Source organism: Psychrobacter sp. CX16 (assembly GCF_057396245.1).
On sequence record NZ_JBXYJF010000006.1, the window covers coordinates 64,650 to 82,708 of the forward strand.

General features: G+C 39.2%; 11 protein-coding genes. 7 read left to right on the forward strand and 4 right to left on the reverse strand.

Translation table 11 applies throughout. From position 1 onward, the window contains the following. Positions 1 to 148: 148 nt before the first annotated feature. The 7 genes from AC2SLM_RS03740 (at position 149) to AC2SLM_RS03770 (ending at position 11,305) form a co-directional block, all read left to right on the forward strand. Complete coding sequence (locus AC2SLM_RS03740; RefSeq protein ID WP_486552087.1) at positions 149 to 1,357, forward strand: acetyl-CoA C-acetyltransferase; 1,209 nt, start codon at positions 149 to 151, stop codon at positions 1,355 to 1,357. Between the two features lie 101 nt (positions 1,358 to 1,458). Then, positions 1,459 to 3,630, forward strand: a complete 2,172-nt coding sequence (locus tag AC2SLM_RS03745) for a 3-hydroxyacyl-CoA dehydrogenase NAD-binding domain-containing protein (RefSeq protein ID WP_486552089.1) — start codon at positions 1,459 to 1,461, stop codon at positions 3,628 to 3,630. Then, on the forward strand, positions 3,623 to 4,693 hold the full coding sequence (locus AC2SLM_RS03750) for a CaiB/BaiF CoA transferase family protein (RefSeq protein ID WP_486552091.1): 1,071 nt from the start codon (positions 3,623 to 3,625) through the stop codon (positions 4,691 to 4,693). Before AC2SLM_RS03745 ends, AC2SLM_RS03750 begins: the two co-directional genes overlap by 8 nt. 323 nt (positions 4,694 to 5,016) lie before the next feature. Then, positions 5,017 to 6,714: an AMP-binding protein gene (locus AC2SLM_RS03755; protein WP_486552093.1), complete on the forward strand. Its 1,698-nt coding sequence runs from the start codon at positions 5,017 to 5,019 to the stop codon at positions 6,712 to 6,714. A 434-nt stretch (positions 6,715 to 7,148) separates the two neighbouring features. Further along, positions 7,149 to 8,831, forward strand: coding sequence for an AMP-binding protein (locus tag AC2SLM_RS03760; RefSeq protein WP_486541097.1), 1,683 nt, complete (start codon positions 7,149 to 7,151; stop codon positions 8,829 to 8,831). 101 nt (positions 8,832 to 8,932) lie between these two features. Then, complete coding sequence (locus AC2SLM_RS03765; protein ID WP_486541099.1) at positions 8,933 to 10,171, forward strand: OmpP1/FadL family transporter; 1,239 nt, start codon at positions 8,933 to 8,935, stop codon at positions 10,169 to 10,171. 420 nt (positions 10,172 to 10,591) lie between these two features. Beyond that, positions 10,592 to 11,305: a DarT1-associated NADAR antitoxin family protein gene (locus AC2SLM_RS03770; protein ID WP_486552095.1), complete on the forward strand. Its 714-nt coding sequence runs from the start codon at positions 10,592 to 10,594 to the stop codon at positions 11,303 to 11,305. A gap of 50 nt (positions 11,306 to 11,355) precedes the next feature. Here AC2SLM_RS03770 and guaD read toward each other — a convergent pair whose 3' ends face one another. The 4 genes from guaD to AC2SLM_RS03790 all read right to left on the reverse strand — a co-directional run bounded on the left by guaD (position 11,356) and on the right by AC2SLM_RS03790 (position 18,052). Further along, positions 11,356 to 12,744: a guanine deaminase gene (guaD, locus tag AC2SLM_RS03775; RefSeq protein ID WP_486552097.1), complete on the reverse strand. Its 1,389-nt coding sequence runs from the start codon at positions 12,742 to 12,744 to the stop codon at positions 11,356 to 11,358. Positions 12,745 to 12,799: 55 nt separating this feature from the next. Then, on the reverse strand, positions 12,800 to 13,633 hold the full coding sequence (xdhC, locus tag AC2SLM_RS03780) for a xanthine dehydrogenase accessory protein XdhC (RefSeq protein WP_486552099.1): 834 nt from the start codon (positions 13,631 to 13,633) through the stop codon (positions 12,800 to 12,802). Next, positions 13,626 to 16,295, reverse strand: coding sequence for a xanthine dehydrogenase molybdopterin binding subunit (xdhB, locus tag AC2SLM_RS03785; protein ID WP_486552100.1), 2,670 nt, complete (start codon positions 16,293 to 16,295; stop codon positions 13,626 to 13,628). Before xdhB ends, xdhC begins: the two co-directional genes overlap by 8 nt. A gap of 65 nt (positions 16,296 to 16,360) precedes the next feature. Next, positions 16,361 to 18,052, reverse strand: coding sequence for a xanthine dehydrogenase small subunit (locus tag AC2SLM_RS03790; protein ID WP_486552102.1), 1,692 nt, complete (start codon positions 18,050 to 18,052; stop codon positions 16,361 to 16,363). Positions 18,053 to 18,059: the final 7 nt, after the last annotated feature.

The window sequence follows — 18,059 nt, forward strand, 5'->3', positions numbered from 1 at the left end:
TTAAAGCTTTCTAGTAAGTTTTTATGAAAGTTTTCAGACTTATTAGCATGGTGCTACATCGCTAATTTTGTAAGCGATTGAAACGTGTCGCTTACAAAATTTCATAAACGATTTTAAACAATTTAAACGGATTTAAAAAAGGATTTATATGACTGAAGTTGCCTATATCTATGATGCCATTCGTACACCACGTGGCAAAGGTAAAAAAGAGGGTTCACTACATCAAGCAACGCCAATATGGTTGGTGCGCACCCTATTAAAAGAGATGCAGAAACGTCATGATCTCGATACCAGTTTGGTCGATGATCTGGTATTAGGTTGTGTTACTCCTGTGGGTGAGCAAGGGTCTGATATCGCCCGTATTGCAATTATTGATGCTGATTGGGATGAAAGTGTGGCAGGCGTTACACTATCTCGTTTTTGTGCATCAGGCTTAGAGTCTATCAACTTAGCCGCTACTAAAGTTATGTCTGGTATGGAAGATATGGTTGTGGCTGGCGGTGTAGAATCAATGAGCCGTGTACCTATGGGTTCAGACGGTGGGGCTTGGTATATGGATCCCCGTGTTAATGATGCAACGCAATTTGTACCCCAAGGTGTTGGCGCGGATGCTATTGCAACGTTACGTGGTTTTACGCGTGAAGACGTTGATGCCTTTGCTACTGAATCTCATAAAAGAGCCGCTGCTGCTTGGGAGAAGGGCTATTATGATAAGTCCGTCGTTCCAGTAACGGATATTAACGGTATGTTGTTATTGGATAAAGATGAGACCATCCGTCCTAATACTTCCGTAGAAACTTTAGCGGGTCTAAATCCCTCCTTTATTATGCCTGGTAAAATGGGCTTTGATAGTGTGATACTTGATAAATATACCACTATCGAAAAAGTAAATCATGTCCATCATGCAGGTAACTCATCAGGTATCGTAGACGGCTCAGCACTTTGTTTAGTCGGTAGCAAAGCGGCAGGCGAAAAAGCAAACCTTAAACCTCGTGCTAAGATCACTATGGCTTCAGTCATCGGTTCTGAACCAACTATTATGTTAACAGGTCCAACGCCAGCGTGTCAGAAAGCACTTCGTAAAGCGGGTATGACGGCCAGTGACATTGATTTATGGGAAATTAACGAAGCGTTTGCTGTCGTTCCTATGAATACTGCTGCAGACCTAGGTGTGTCGCTTGATAAAGTCAATGTTAATGGCGGCGCTATTGCTATGGGACATCCCTTAGGTGCTACTGGAGCGATGCTAGTGACAACGGTACTAGATGAACTTGAACGTCGTGACTTAAATACCGCCATGATTACACTATGTGTTGGTGGTGGTATGGGTATCGCAACTATTATTGAGCGTGTGTAATATTAAACGTGTCTAAGAGCTTGACCCTAATATTTAGTGAATCCAAGACATGGACATCACGTACGCATATTGAATTAGCGCATAATAAATAAGGATATAAAATGAGTATAGCTAGCGTAAAGGCCATTAACGCCCTAAATAACTTTACAGCCGAAGCTGACAACGGTGTTGTTACGGTTACTATCGATCAAACAGATCGCAAAATGAATGTTATTGGTGAAGGCTTTAATGAAGCTTTTGCCTCTTTAACTGACGCTTTTATTACGGACGAAGAAGCCAAAGGTTTGATCTTAACCTCTGGAAAATCTACCTTTGTGGTCGGTGCTGATATTGACCAACTGGCAGAAATTGAAACTGCTGAACAAGCTTTTGATTTAGTCGAAGACTTAAAAACCAGTCTACGTAAACTTGAGAAAGCGGGTAAGCCTGTTGCTGCTGCTCTTACTGGTACGGCTTTAGGTGGCGGTTTGGAGCTAGCTTTAGCCTGTCATTATCGTATTGCCGTTGATTCACCAAAAACAAAAATTGGATTGCCAGAAGTTAAACTTGGCTTGCTACCCGGTGGTGGCGGTACTCAGCGTTTACCACGCATTGTCGGTATTCAAAAAGCGTTAGAGATGATGACGCAAGGCAAAGAGCTACGTCCACAGCAAGCGCTTGAAATCGGTCTATTGAATGCGGTTGCTAGCGACAAAGAAGATATGCTTGCTCAAGCAAAACAATGGATTAAAGATAACCCTAAAGTTAGTCAGCCTTGGGATCAAAAAGGGTTTAAAATACCCGGTGGTGATAGTAAGCATCCTAAAGTTGCACAGGTTTTCTCGATTGCCCCTGCTATGGCAAATCAAAAATCACATGGCAATTATCCTGCAATTGTTCATATCATGTCATGTGTGTTTGAAGGCTGCTTAGTAGATATTGATAATGGACTTGAAATTGAGTCTCGTTATTTTGTCGCTTGTGCATTGTCTCCTGAATCTACTAACATGATTAACACCTTGTGGAAGCAGCTGAACAATATTAAAAAAGGTCAATCACGTCCTGAAGGGTTTGAGAGATCTAAAGTTAGCAAGATTGGTATTCTAGGTGCCGGTATGATGGGTGCTGGTATTGCCTATGTTTCAGCTAAAGCAGGTATTGATGTCGTGCTATTAGATACCAGTATTGAAGGTGCCGAAAAAGGAAAAAGCTACTCGACTAATTTGCTTGACAAAGCTATCAGCCGTGGCCGTTCAAACCAAGAGAAAAAAGAGGCCTTGTTATCACGTATCAAGACCACAGTATCTTATGACGATTTAAAAGGCTGCGATTTAATTATTGAAGCGGTATTTGAAGACATTGATATTAAAGCCGAATGTACTCGTAATGCAGAAGCTGTCATTCCAGAAACAGCAATTTATGCGTCTAACACCTCAACGCTACCGATCACTCAGTTGGCACAAGCCAGTAAACGACCCAATCAGTTTATCGGTCTGCATTTCTTCTCACCTGTTGATAAAATGCCATTGGTTGAGATTATCGTTGGTGAAAAGACAGACGATGCCACATTAGCAAAAAGCTTCGATTTTGTGGGTCAAATTTCAAAAACGCCAATTGTGGTAAATGACAGCCGCGGCTTCTATACATCACGCGTATTTGGTACATATGTATCAGAAGGTATTGCAATGTTAGGTGAAGGTATTCATCCACGCAGTATTGAAGTGGCAGGTATGAAGTCTGGTATGCCAATGCCTCCTTTAGCACTACAAGATGAAGTGTCATTAAGTCTGTCATTACATGTTATGCAACAGGCTAAACGTGCCTTAGAAGCGGAAGGTAAGACTTTTACCGCGCATCCTGCCCAACCAGTGATTGAAAAAATGGTAGAAGAGTTAGGCCGTGAAGGTAAAAAGGTTGGCAAAGGATTTTATGATTATCCTGAAAATGGTGAAAAACACTTGTGGCCTGAATTGACTGACCTGTATCCAACAAAAGATGAGCAACCGTCGCAACAAGATTTAGTAGATCGCCTGCTATACGTACAAGCCAATGAAACGGCTAGGTGCTATGAAGAAAATGTTGTCCGCTCAGTTGCCGATGCTAACGTAGGCTCAATCTTTGGATGGGGTTTTGCGCCAAATCAAGGCGGCACGCTACAATTTATTAATTCGATCGGCGTTAAGCGATTTGTCGAACGTAGTCGCGAATTAGCTGCTGCTTATGGTGATCGTTTTGAGCCTGCTGCTATTTTAGTCAAGATGGCGGATGCTAATCAGGAGTTTAACGATGACTAGCAAGTTATCAAATCCAATGGCTGACTGTTTGCAAGGTTTAAAGGTTGTTGACTTAACCCGCAACCTACCTGGACCCTTTGCAACCAGATTACTTGCAGATCTAGGTGCAGAAATTGTCAAAATTGAACCCATGAATGGTGATCCTGCTCGCGCATTTGGTGAGCTATTCAATGCTTTAAATCACGGAAAGACGACACTTAAAGTCGATTTCCGTGATCCAGAAGGCATTGCTACTATTAAAGAGCATCTCAAAAATGCAGATGTCATGCTAGATAGTTTCCGTCCTGGTGTTTTGGATGGTATGGGATTAAATGTAACCGCTTTGCATGACATTAATCCCAAATTGGTTATTGTTTCTATTACAGGTTACGGTGTTACCGAAGGTGAGGGTGTTAATCACGATTGGAGCAATAAAGCAGGACATGATATTAACTTTATGGCGCTTAGTGGTGTCCTCGATCAGCTTAAATCATCTGATGGTGATCAAGCGATGCCTAATATACAATTTGCAGATCTAGCGGGTGGTAGTGATACGGCCGTTATCGCACTTTTAGCAGCTGTGATTGCTGCGAAAAATACCGGTAAAGGTAGACACATTAATACCAGTATGACTCACAGTTTGTACAATCATTTAGTCATGCCAAAAGCAACTGGCAAATTGATTGAAAAGATGTCAGGTAAGAAACCGGCACCGCAGTATGACTTTTTAGGCGGCTTATTGCCCTGTTATCGACTTTATAAAACCAAAGACGATAGATATATGGCGGTTGGTTCTCTTGAGCTGAAGTTTTGGCAAGGGTTATGCGACGTATTAGATCTTCCGGATCTAAAGAATACGCATTGGCAACGAGGTGTAATGCCAAACCTGCCCGAGAGTCAAGCAGCAATGCAGAGCATTGCTGAAACGTTTGCAAGTCAACCTTTATCACACTGGTCAAAACTGTTTGAACAGGCGGATGTCTGCGTTACTCCTGTTTTAACGCTTGCAGAGGCTCAAAATCATCCTCTTTTTTCTCATCAGGATGAATATGGCGCAACAGCCGGTTGGCAAGTTGTAAGCTAGGTTAGCTAGGCATGGCATTGAGGTTAAAGTAGCTTTACTACTTGTTTTAATAAAACGTTATAGAGCTACTTTAATACTGTTTTATCATAACTCACTATACATTTTTATTATATTTACAAACTTTTCATACCTAAACTTTTTGTAAGGCCGATTATTCCGCCTTACTCCTAGAGGCTTGTCCTTAAATTATATTCGCAACGTTGTTTATTTTTATAGGCAGTATGAATTAAATGTCAATATAACCTATAGATTTACACGTTTAAATAAAATTACTGAGTGCCTCTTATTCGAGACTCTAATTAATAGCCCACGGAAGGTTAACGATGACTAAATTTTGGACCAATAATTATCCTGAAGGTGTTTCCGCTGATATTCCTTTCGATAATGAAACTCTCATTGATTTTTTTGATAGTATTTTAACTAAGTTTGCTAAAAATAAATTTATGACAAACTTGGATGTGTCATACAGCTATGCTCAAGTTGATCAGATGTCTCATTCGATTGCTTCTTGGATTCAAAGTACTGGTCTTCCTCAGGGTTCAACCGTAGCTATCATGATGCCTAATGTGAATCAGTACCTACCTATTGTAATAGGGGCGCTTCGTGCTGGTATGGTTTTGACACTAGTTAATCCTTTGTATACCCCGCGTGAGCTTAAGCATCAGCTTATTGATTCCGATGCCAAAATGCTGTTTATTTTAGAGCCTTTTTGTCATAGTCTTGATAATATTATTGAAAAAACGCCTGTTAAAACGGTCGTCGTTAGCACCATAGGCGATATGCTTGGCACTGCGAAAGGTACCCTAATAAATTTAGCAGCCAAACATATCAAAAAAATGGTGCCTAAATATCACATTAAATCCAATTCAAATCATCAAGTTTTAGATTTCAAAACTCTTTTGAAACAATCTAAAAAGATGACATACACTCGTCCTGATATTAAGCCCGATGACTTGGCTATGATTCAATACACAGGAGGTACCACTGGTGTTGCAAAAGGGATTTTAATTAGTCATCGCAATGTTGTTTATGGTACTAAGCAATATGATGAATGGTTTAAGCCAATTCATAAGGGTCTAAATAGTAAGGATCAACTAACTTGTGTCGTTGCATTACCGATGTACCATATATTTGCATTTATTATATCTTTACTAGGCTTACGCACTGGTCAACATCTTTTGCTAGTCACCAATCCAAGGGATATTGATGCCTTTGTAAAACTGCTTAGTAAAGAGCCTGTACATTTGCTACCAGCAGTAAATACTTTATTCCATGCCCTACTATTACATCCTAAATTTAAAGATATTGATTTCTCCCAGCTTAAGCTTTCTTTAGCAGGCGGTATGGCGGCGACCCCTGAAATGGCGAGAAAATGGCAGGAAACCACAGGTGTCCCTATTATTGAAGGCTGGGGCATGTCAGAAACGCTTGGAGTAGGGACAGCTAACCCCTTATCAAATACAGAGTTTACAGGCTCAATAGGCATGCCAATCTGTGGCATAGATCTCAAAATCTATGATGAAGATGAAAATCCGCTTGACATAGGTGAAGTGGGTGAGATTGTCATTAAAGGTGGAAATGTCATTTCAGGCTATCACAATCTCGATAATAGTCAGTTTTTCACAAAAGATGGTTATCTTAAAACTGGTGATGTGGGCGCTATTGATGAGAAAGGGTATGTCAAATTATATGACAGAAAAAAAGACATGCTTATCGTGAGTGGTTTTAATGTCTACCCGAATGAAGTTGAAAGTGTCGTAGAAATGCATCCTAAAGTAAGAGAATGCTCTGTAGTCGGTGTTGATAGTGACTCACAAGGTCAGTCAGTCAAAGTTTTTATAGTTAAAGACGACCCAAGCTTAACTAAAAATGAGATACATGAGTTCTGTAAAAAGAACCTTGCTGGCTATAAACGCCCACGTCATATCGAGTTTTTAGATGAACTTCCGAAGTCTACTGTTGGTAAGATTCTAAGACATCAACTTCGTTCAGAGAGTCAAGACGTCGCTGAAAAGGCTTAAATTTAATATTATCATTTTATATTTTTTAACCTGTATTTAGAAGCTAAAGTAAATAGGGATTTAGAAAAAAGCCAGTAATAGGTTGTGAATATACATTCATATCATGTAAAGGGGCTAATTTTTTTCATTAAATTTAGCTCCTTTTTTATATTTTATAATCGAAAGGATTAGGAGCTATATACAATTAATTCATCGAAATTTGTGAATTAATTTCCTACTGATGCTAACTTTAATTATAAAAAATATTAATATATATTTATTAAATATCTTAAAAAAATAGTGTAAAAACATCGTTTTTTGGCTATTATAAAGAAGTTGCACAATTTCATAAATTTATGTCTTATAAAGACATAAATTTATGAAGGTTTGACATTACATTTGCCTCACTGAAGAGGCGAGCTTAATTAAGCTTAATTACCAATGGAAGGTGAATAATGGATAAATTTTGGACCCAGAACTACCCTGAAGGTGTTGCCGCTGACGTACCCTTTGATAATGATACTCTGATCGATCTATTTGAAAAATCGTTAAATGAGTTTGCTAAAGATAAATTCATGACCAATATGGACGTATCTTACTCTTATAAACAAGTCGATCAGATGTCTCGTAACATAGCTGCATGGATACAAAGTACTGGATTACCTGAAGGTTCAGTCATTGCGGTCATGATGCCTAATGTACATCAGTATCTACCCATAGTTATTGGGGCACTAAGAGCCGGTATGGTACTGACTTTAGTCAATCCTCTTTATACTCCTCGTGAACTTAAACATCAACTTATAGATTCTGATGCCAAAATGATCTTTATTTTAGAGCCATTTTGCCATTCTATGGATAGTATCATTGAAAAGACCCCAGTTAAAACCGTCGTCGTAAGTTCAATAGGGGATATGCTTGGTACTACCAAGGGCGCAATTGTTAACTTTGCGGCTAAATATGTCAAAAAAATGGTACCTAAATACCATATCAAGACCACTTCTGAATATGCCGTACTTCACTTTAAATCCATTTTAAATGAGTCCAATAATCTAAAATATACCCGCCCTCAACCAAAGCCTGATGACTTAGCTATGATTCAGTATACCGGCGGGACTACAGGTGTTGCTAAAGGTATATTAATTAGTCATCGCAATGTGGTATATGGGACCAAACAGTACGACGAATGGTTTAATCCAATATATGATGATTTAAATAATATGGGCCAGCTTACGTGTGTAGTTGCTCTGCCGATGTATCATATTTTTGCCTTAATCATATCTTTCTTAGGAATACGTAAAGGACAACACCTTCTACTCGTCACTAACCCAAGGGATATTGATGCCTTTGTCAAGCTATTAAGTAAAGAGCCGGTAAATTTGTTTCCTGCCGTTAATACCTTATTTCACGCATTACTTTTACATCCAAAATTTAAAGATATTGATTTCTCCCAGCTTAAGCTTTCATTGGCTGGAGGGATGGCAGCGACACCTGAAATGGCGAGAAAATGGTATGAAGCAACAGGCGTCCCTATTATTGAAGGGTGGGGGATGTCTGAAACACTCGGCGTTGGCACTGCAAACCCCTTAACGAATAAGGAATTTACGGGGTCGATAGGTATTCCGTTATGTGGTATCGATCTTAAAATCTATGATGATAATGAGAATCCGCTAGGTATTGGCGAGATTGGTGAGATTGTCATCAAAGGCGGTAATGTTATCTCCGGCTATCATAACCTCGATAATAGTAAGTTTTTTACCAAAGATGGTTACCTTAAAACAGGGGATGTTGGATCTATCGATGAAAAGGGATATGTCAAACTCTTTGATAGAAAAAAAGACATGATTATTGTGAGTGGCTTTAACGTCTATCCCAATGAAGTTGAAAGTGTCGTTGAAATGCATCCTAAAGTAAGAGAGTGCTCTGTAGTGGGTGTAGATGACGAGTCCCAAGGTGAATCAGTCAAAGTATTTATCGTTAAAGACGATAAGAGCTTAACGGAAAAAGAGGTTTACGAGTTCTGTAAGAAAAATCTAGCTGGCTATAAATGTCCGCGTTATATTGAATTTATCGATGAGTTACCTAAGTCTACTGTCGGTAAAATATTAAGACATAAATTACGAACGTTAAGCAATAAATAATAGATAGTTAAACAATGATTCTAATCAGGTAAATATGTTGTTATTTACCCTCATTTAGTCGCAATGGATGTGGCTAATAATACTGCAATGGAGAATGTACAATGTCAAAAACTTTCACTCTTAATCAACTTGCTAGTGCTTTAGCATTAGTGTCTTTCGCTTCAATCGCTGGCGCTGCTGGTCTTGATCGCTCTGGTCAACCTAGTGCTGAGTTTACTAAAGAGGGTACTTATGCCTACGCTAGTGCTTATCGTATTAGCCCTGAAACCGATGGTGAATATACAGATAATGGCGTTACTAGAAAATATGAGGGTGTTGCTCAAGACTATAACGGCTATGGGTATGGTGTAAAAACTGATATAAACGATAAAGTTAGTGTTGGGGTTTTTTATGATCAGCCCTTTGGTGCCGAAATTGAAGTAGAAGGTGATAACAACCCTTTGGTGAATGGAGATGTCCATACCAAAGCAAGTGTAAAGTCTGATACTTTTACAGGTTTAGTGAACTTTAAGCTTGGCCAACATGATAATTTTAGACTGTATGGTGGTCCTGTCCTAAGCAAGCTTGAAGGTAAGTTAAATTTAGCGAGCGGTGAAACATCTGGCAATTTAAAAAACTTATCACTTATTAATGGTTATAATTTATATCTCCCAAAAGATCAAGAATATGGTTATATGGTTGGCGCAGCTTTCGTCAAGCCTGAGATTGGCTTAAAAGCGGCTATAACCTATCGTTCCAAGATAAAGCATGATGTCAAGTTTGGTGAACATATGCCAGCTATTGATTATGTGAATTTCAACCCTCAACTTCAGCAACTTGGATTAGTATCGCGTACCGATGAACATGCGGCGCTGGAATTACCAGAATCTATAAATATTGATTTTCAAACTGGTCTTAACCCTACAACGTTATTGACGGCAAAGGCGCGCTGGGTACCTTGGGGAAGCTTTGAAATCACGCCGCCTTTATTAGAAAAGAATGTTAAGACACTAGCTCAAACTGCTAAAGCGCCTTTAGTTGCCTACTCAGATGATTCTTATATGATTGAGTTAGGCTTGGGTAAGCGCTTATCTCCAGCACTTGCGATCTCTGGAACAATTGGTTGGGATAAAGGCGCTGGTAATCCTGTCACAGTACTAGGTCCCGCTGAAGGCTATTACAGCATTGGTTTGGGTGCTAAATATAATGTTACTCCAGAATGGTCTGTTGCGTTAGGTGGTAAATATCTTATGTTAGGTGATGCAGATACTCAGTTATCTTCAACCAAAGCACCTATGGGTAAGTTTGAAGATAACGATGCTTATGTGGTCGGTATGAAATTAGAATACGCTTCAAAATAGCTGAATACTAAGCTGCCATGATCATTCTTTAGAATGAATACCAAAAGTATTGTTAACATTAAAATTGGATCATAGAAAATAGTATTGTTAAATACGTAGCAATTTCACCATTTAGATGTAGAAATAACAGTTTCAAAGAATATTTCATCATTTGAATACTATTTGAATAGCACTTAGTTTGGCTGTATTTGTACAGGAATATTAAAAGTAGGGTAGTTGCCCCGCGTTATGCAAATACAGCCACCTTAGTAGTTATTCAAAATTTAATCAGACTTTTATAATGATTACGTTTTTTGACTTTTTACTATAGACTTAAGAAATGCCACAAGATTAATCGCTCAGAATACGCTAAACTGCCTCGCTAAGATGACATAATATTTATTTATTGATACCAAGCATTAAAGCTAAAGGCACCTCGTTATGGAACTAGCACCAACCCCTACAGAACAAAAACCAGTATTCATGCCAAGAGTCGGCAGTGACAGCCTTGTAAAAACTGACATGGTTAGAATTGAGCATCATGTGGGGTTTGCCACTCGACAGAAGAAAAAGACTATCAACGATCTGCACCGAGTCATTAAAAAGAAATATGGCTTTAAGAATGTATTGGAGCTGTCTAGCAAGTCAGGCAATAAGTTGAGCTTTCCGCTTAGCCCAGATAGCCTAAAGATAACCAATGAAGAAGATGGCAAGCAGTATAGCGTTGAAAATGCCTATCAAGCCAGCAAAGTCTTTACAAAAGGTGGACCCTTCGTTGATTTATTAGATACCGCGCCAAGACAGGCCCAAAAAGACGAGCGTCTGATTAATTCAGGTGATATAACAGGTTATGATTACTTTGGTATGGTTTGGGGCTTAGAGCCGTTAACTGCCTTTTATGACTGGCTGTATGTCAATGCGCTAAAACAAAATCCACAACTACATGAAGAAGTGCTTCAGTATCAAGCCTTTACAGACATCTCATTTAACCCAAAAAAGAATGTTCATTGTCCTGCCTATTCGCTAGCGATGTTCGTGGCTCTGCATAAACGCGAACTATTAGACGGTATCGAAGATCCAGGGACGTTTTATGATCTGGTTGCTAGGTTTGATTTAAGTAATACAGAGCATCTATTGGAAGAAGGGTGGTTTTAGACTAAAATAATTAAGCAGAGTAACTAATCCTACTTAGTTATTATTATCAATTATTCAACTATTATTTTATTTTGGTCTTTATTGTATTGGCATTTCCCTGCAATATAAGTTTGCTCAATAATCCTATCATCAGCAATCATCATTAATACAAACAACTCTTCTTCTAAGGTTGTCGTTTCAAGCATTCTATTTTTTAGTAAATCTGTGGCTTGAGTATCTATTATCACAAAATCAGCTTCACTGCCTATCGAAAAGTTACCAATCTTATCGTCTAAGCATAAAGACTGGGCATTACCTAACGTTATCTGATACAACCCTTGATGCGCTGATAAACGATTACCTTGTAACTGCTGAACTTTATAGGCTTCATTTAATGTGGTTAATAAACTTAGACTGGTACCCGCGCCAACATCGGTTGCGATACTCACTCCAGTATAACTTAGGGTTTTAGGTAAATTAAATAACCCGCTACCTAAAAACAAATTTGATGTAGGGCAGTGAGATATCTGGGTCCCGGTTTCTTGTAGTCTATTATATTCGCTATCGCTCAAGTATATGCCATGCGCAAGGGTTGTCCTCCTACCCAGCAGACCCATCTGGTCATAGACATCTAAGTAACCAGAATAATTAGGATACATTTGCTTTACCGCAGTAATCTCATCTTGGTTTTCTGCTAAGTGCGTTTGTAAATAAACCCCTTTATTTTGAGCGTATAGCTCTCCTGCCAGCTTTAACTGCTTTGGACTGGACGTAATCGCAAACCTTGGCGTTATAGCCACTGATTGCCGCCCATTACCATGCCATTCATCTATAAGTTTTTGGGTCTCTTTAATTCCTTTAGAAGTTTCTACACATAAATTTGAAGGGGCGTTTTGATCCATTAAGACATTACCGCAAATCATGCGGCTACCCAAGGTGTCACTTGCCTTAAAAAACTGATCAGCTGAAGAGTAATCGCTGGTAGCAAAAACCATGGCGCTTGTCGTACCATTAACCAATAATTGATTCAAAAAGAACTGGGACTTTTGATACGCAAATTCAGGTTGGTTATAGTTCGCTTCGGTTACAAAGGTATAGTTGTTAAGCCAGTCTAATAGTTGCTCTCCGTAAGCAGCAATCATATCTAACTGTGGATAGTGTACATGAGTATCAATGAAGCCTGGCATTATTAAGCGGTCTGAGTAATCATGTATTTGTATTTCTTTATTGCCATTTACTACATTAGAGCTCTGTTGTAGAGAATACTGCTCTAAAATGTCAGTTGCCTTCCCATAATTAACGATAATTCCTTTTTTAGCATCAAATACTAAGGCACCCTCTTCAATATATTCAGGTACGATATTTTCATTCTTATTTACTGGAATTATTGAGGTGGTCTGAGTAGTATCTTTTGAGGCAACGTAATGCAATAAGCGAGCTTTATAAATTTGAAGAGTCATAGAGTTTTATCTTTAAATATAGTATTTGCTAAAAAGAAGCTAGTTAAATTAATAATTAGCTTTGATTAAACTTTTGCAACACCTGTGCCACCACCGAAACGGCTACCGACATAGGCTGTTTACCGCCGATAGGCAATCCTATAGGCATATGAAGCAAACTTAGTGTATCTTCATTAAAACCACGTTTATCGAGTTTGTGCTTAAAACGATTGGCTTTAGTCTTTGAAGCGATACAACCAATAAATGCAAAACTTGGGGTAGAAATTTCGATGGTTTTTTTAACGATCTTAAAATCTAAGTCATGATCGTGAGTCATAACTAAAACATACTGAGGCGTGGGGTAGGCTTTAATAAATTCGGTCGGGTCATCAGTAATAAAGGTACGGATATGAGGAGGAAGATTTTTGACTGTATTCGTATCAAATATACCCTCTCGATTATCAATCCAAGTGACTTGGCAATCAAGTTCAGATAATATTTTTATCAAGGCATTGGCGACATGACCCGCTCCAAATATTAATAGCGATAGCGGCGGCGACAGATTAAAACACTCAAACATTACGGTAACGCTACCACCACAGCACTGGCCAAGCTTAGCGCCTAAGGGATAGTGTTTGGTAATGACAGAGGTATGCTGATGCTTATTACCAAAACTATTATTGCAGGCTATATTTTTATTTAATAGTTCTCTAGCAGTTGCAATCACATCAAATTCTAAGCCACCTCCGCCAAGCGTGTCATAGCTTTTATCTGCTGTAATTACCATTTTGGTTTGCAAGTCACGAGGGGCCGAGCCACTAACTTTGACCACAGTCGCCAAAACGTGAGCAATGCCATGATTTTGGCAGTCATTCAATGCACTATGCCAGCTTTTGTTATGGCTATTCATTGTTTTTGCCTAAATCTATTGATTGACTACTATGCACAGGAGTATGCGCTGGACCTCTACCACCTTCTACCTTGGAGCTAAAAATGGATTCTTTATTTTCCACGTTTTCCACATTTTCAATATTAGTTATAGAGACATATGGTGGATTGGTCTTTGTGGCATGTTCTATATAAGGGGTATATAAACTAAATAGGCTCCCTTGTTGATGTTGATTTTGCTGCTGGTTTTGTGGCTGTTTTTTGGTTTGTACTTCTGTACGGCTGCTATTCTCCCAATCTCCACCTTCAAGATTAATCACCGCTTTTAATACGGCTTCGGGTGTGGCCGGCATCGTTAATTCCGGATTGCGTTTATAATCAGCAAGGCTAGCCACAGCATTATTTATAGCACACCACACACTAGCTGCAAGCATAAAAGGGGGTTCGCCAACCGCTTTTGAGTTATATACCGTCTGCTCTTTGTTTTTACGATTATAAAGTTTAACCTGCCACTGCTTTGGCATGTCGTGGGCGGTCGGGATTTTATAATTAGCTGGGCTGTTTGAGGCTAATTTGCCACTTTCATCCCACAAAAGCTCTTCTTGGGTTAACCAGCCCATACCTTGGATAAAGCCTCCTTCTATTTGACCTTTATCTATCGCAGGATTAATCGACTGTCCCACATCATGGAGAATATCGCAACGAACAACTTGATATACGCCAGTTATGGTATCTATTTCAACTTCACAGCAAGCCGCTCCCAATGAATAATATAAAAAAGGTCGACCCCACGCTTTGTCTCGTTCATAAAATATTTTCGGGGTTTTATAAAACCCTGTGGAAGAAAGACTAACCCGATTTCTATAAGCGAGCGTAACGAACTCTGCGAAGGTGAAGACTTTTGACTCCTTTTTAGAAGCAGCTTGATTATTACTATTAGCCCGTTTTATAAATACATGATTATTTTCAAAGCTAATATCAGAGTCATCGATTTCAAAGGTGTCACATGCAAATTCAATCAGTCTGGCTTTGATAATTTGGCAAGCATTTTGAGCGGCTTTTCCGTTTAGGTCTGTCCCTGATGAAGCGGCAGTAGGTGAGGTGTTGGGCACTTTATCAGTACGAGTAGCGGATACCTTCACCGTATCTAAGTCCACATCAAACTCATTAGCAACCACTTGAGCTACTTTCACAAATAAACCTTGTCCCATCTCAGTACCCCCATGATTCAGGTGAATACTGCCATCGGTATAGATATGAACCAGAGCACCCGCTTGATTTAAGGTTTGCACAGTAAATGAGATACCAAATTTAACAGGCGTTAAAGCGATACCCCTTCTTTTAGGACTGTCTTGTAATGCAGCTTGCTTGTTGCAGCTAATAATCTCATTACGACGCTTTTTATAATCACAGTCTGTGGCTAAGCTATTCATCAACTCAGCTAAATCAAAATGTTCTATAGGTTGACCATAATGGGTTTGCTGTCCATTTTGATATAAATTCTTAAGCCTTATGTCATAAGGGTCTTTACCTAGCGAATAAGCGATATGGTCCATCATGTATTCGGCAGTCATAAGCCCTTGTGGCCCACCAAAACCCCGATACGCTGTATTTGAGACCGTATGAGTTTTACATCTATGACCCACTATACTAGCAGTCGGATAGTAATAGGCATTATCACAATGAAACATGGCCCTATCGACAATAGCATCAGAGAGGTCAGGGGAGTAGCCGCATAAAGCAGCCAACTGCATGTCTACCGCTTTTATCTTTCCTTGTTCATCAATCGCAACCGAATACTTATTATAGAATTCATGACGTTTACCCGTTACAACCATGTCATCTTGACGGTCTAAACGCATGCTTACCGGTTTATTATGGCATTTTGCAACTATACCTGCTAAGCAAGCCCAAGCTGCGGCCTGTGTCTCTTTGCCTCCAAATGCACCGCCCATACGGCGGACTATGGTGTTAACACTATGAAAGGGGAGTCCTGTAACTTCAGCAACCAGCTGCTGTACTTCACTAGGGTGTTGTGAAGATGTATAAACTTCCAAACCGCCATCATCACAAGGCACTACGTATGCGACCTGACCTTCTAGATAAAAATGCTCTTGACCTAACATGTGGATAGCGCCAGTGAGTTTTATAGGCGAATTTTTAAAAGAAGATAGCACATTGCCGCGCTGCATCTTATAACTGGGTCGCACAAATTGCTTGTGTTTTAATGCCTCAGCAATGGTCAAAATAGCAGGCAAGGGCTCATACTCTACTATGGCTTTTGCAGCCGCTTTTTTGGCAGCTCTATGACTGCTCGCAGCCACTGCAAAAATAGTTTGTCCTACATACTCTACCTCAGTATTTGCAATCAAAGGATCTCCTTTAAATACCGGACCGATATCGGTTGCAGCAGGCAAGTCGTTATAGCAAATAACATCCACAACACCTTCAGACGCCAAAACTGCCTCCAAGTTTATGTTTTTTATTTTGGCGTGAGCAATATCGCTTTTGCCAATCGCCATGTACAAGGTATTATTTGGCTTAACCATATCATCTACATAGGTAGCAATGCCCATAACATGGCTAATGGCGCTGTCATGTTTAGATGAAGAACCAATTTTGTGCTTAGGGGGACGCTTGCGTCTTACTTCATAGCTGTCAAATAACGCTGAATGATGGCTCATGGATAGGTCTCTATATTTTCAGGGTATATATTAATTTAAATGTTTAAATTTACTCACAAACTCTATTAATTAGATATAGTGGTGTATTTAGTGAGTAGTTGTTTACCACTTTGGATGATGAGTCGCTGGATAACCTGCATGCGATATTCACGACTGGCTCTTACATCACTTAATGGCGTCACATCCTCTACTAAAGCAGCGGCACAAGCTTTAAAGCTCTCCATCTCTAACGCAGCATTGGTAAGTTTTTGCTGTGAATTTAAAGCCAATAAAGGCACGGCAGCCATGCCGCCTAACCCTATACGGCTATCAATAATCTCATTAGAAGCTTCATTTAGGTCTATTCTTAACGCTAATAGACAGGCAGATATATCATCTTCAAAGCGTTTACTAATTTTATGAACCGTTAACTGTTGGTGCTCAGCCAATAGCGATACATGAATGGCCTTGATATAACTTCCAGATTGTAATTTTGTTTGTTTATAACTAATAAAAAAGTCTGCTAACGGTATGATTTCATCAACAAATCCTTTTATATCTTCGTTTATAGTTGGGTCAGTCGCTATTAGTGCGGTATCCAAATTAGTATGATTTGAACTATTTTGACGACAGTGCCTGATATGAACTTTGGCATCCAAAGCGAGTAGGATAGGGGGCAAATCACCTATAGGTGAGGCGTTTGCAATATTACCGCCAATTGTGCCCATATTACGAATTTGCGGTGAGGCTATACGCTTGAGTATTTTGGCGAACTGTGGAATGTGTTCTTCTAAAGGGCTTTGTAGCTGTTGATAAGTCATGCCAGCCCCCAATATTAGGGTTTGAATACCTTTCTCGTTATTTTCAACACATGACCAATGCTGAAGTTCATTAATATTCGATAATTGGATGATGGTTTTATAATCAACAAACTGTTGGGTAATACTCAATCCTAAATCTGTACCGCCAGCCCATAAAATAGCATCAGGATATAAGGCTAATAGTTGTTCTAACTCAGACTGAGATTTAGGTATAAACAATTGGTTTTCTTGATCACTTAAAGCTGGAACTAGTGCATCTTTACATTGTTGAATAGAACTTTGTTCGCTAGTTTTACTTTTATACTCGACTAAATCCAGTCCATCAAATCTAGAAAATACCTCCTTGTTACTCTGAGGTTGGAACATCTTTATACCTGCCTCAACGATAGGTCTGTAACCAGTACAGCGACAAAGGTTCCCTGCAATAGCTGCTATCACTTCATCTTCACTAACTGAATTGTTGCTATCGTTACTGTTAGCACTATCAGGTGTTGTACCATCAATTGAGTTTATATTAGAGCTATCAATCACTTGAATCTGATTCGATTTTTCTATTTTTTGATTTTCATAGAGACAAGCCAATGATATGACAAAACCTGGGGTACAAAAACCACACTGAGAACCATGACACTCTACTAAAGCTTGTTGAGCAGGGTGCAATTTGGCTTGTTCAGGATGATTATTAGGGTTGTCAGCAAGGTAGGAAGCAGTGAATAGCTGACAACCATTCATTAGCGATAATAAAGTGATACAAGAGTTAATAGTATAAAAGCGTCCTGTGTTATTTAAATCCGTGGTTTTTCTCACCAAAATAGTGCATGCACCACAATCACCACTTGCACACCCTTCTTTAGCATCAAAAAGGTTAAGGGTATTTCTTAAATAGTCCAATACCGTAGTATTTGGATTGATGTCATCAACTTTATATTCTCTATTATTTATTTTAAATTCAATCATTTAACTC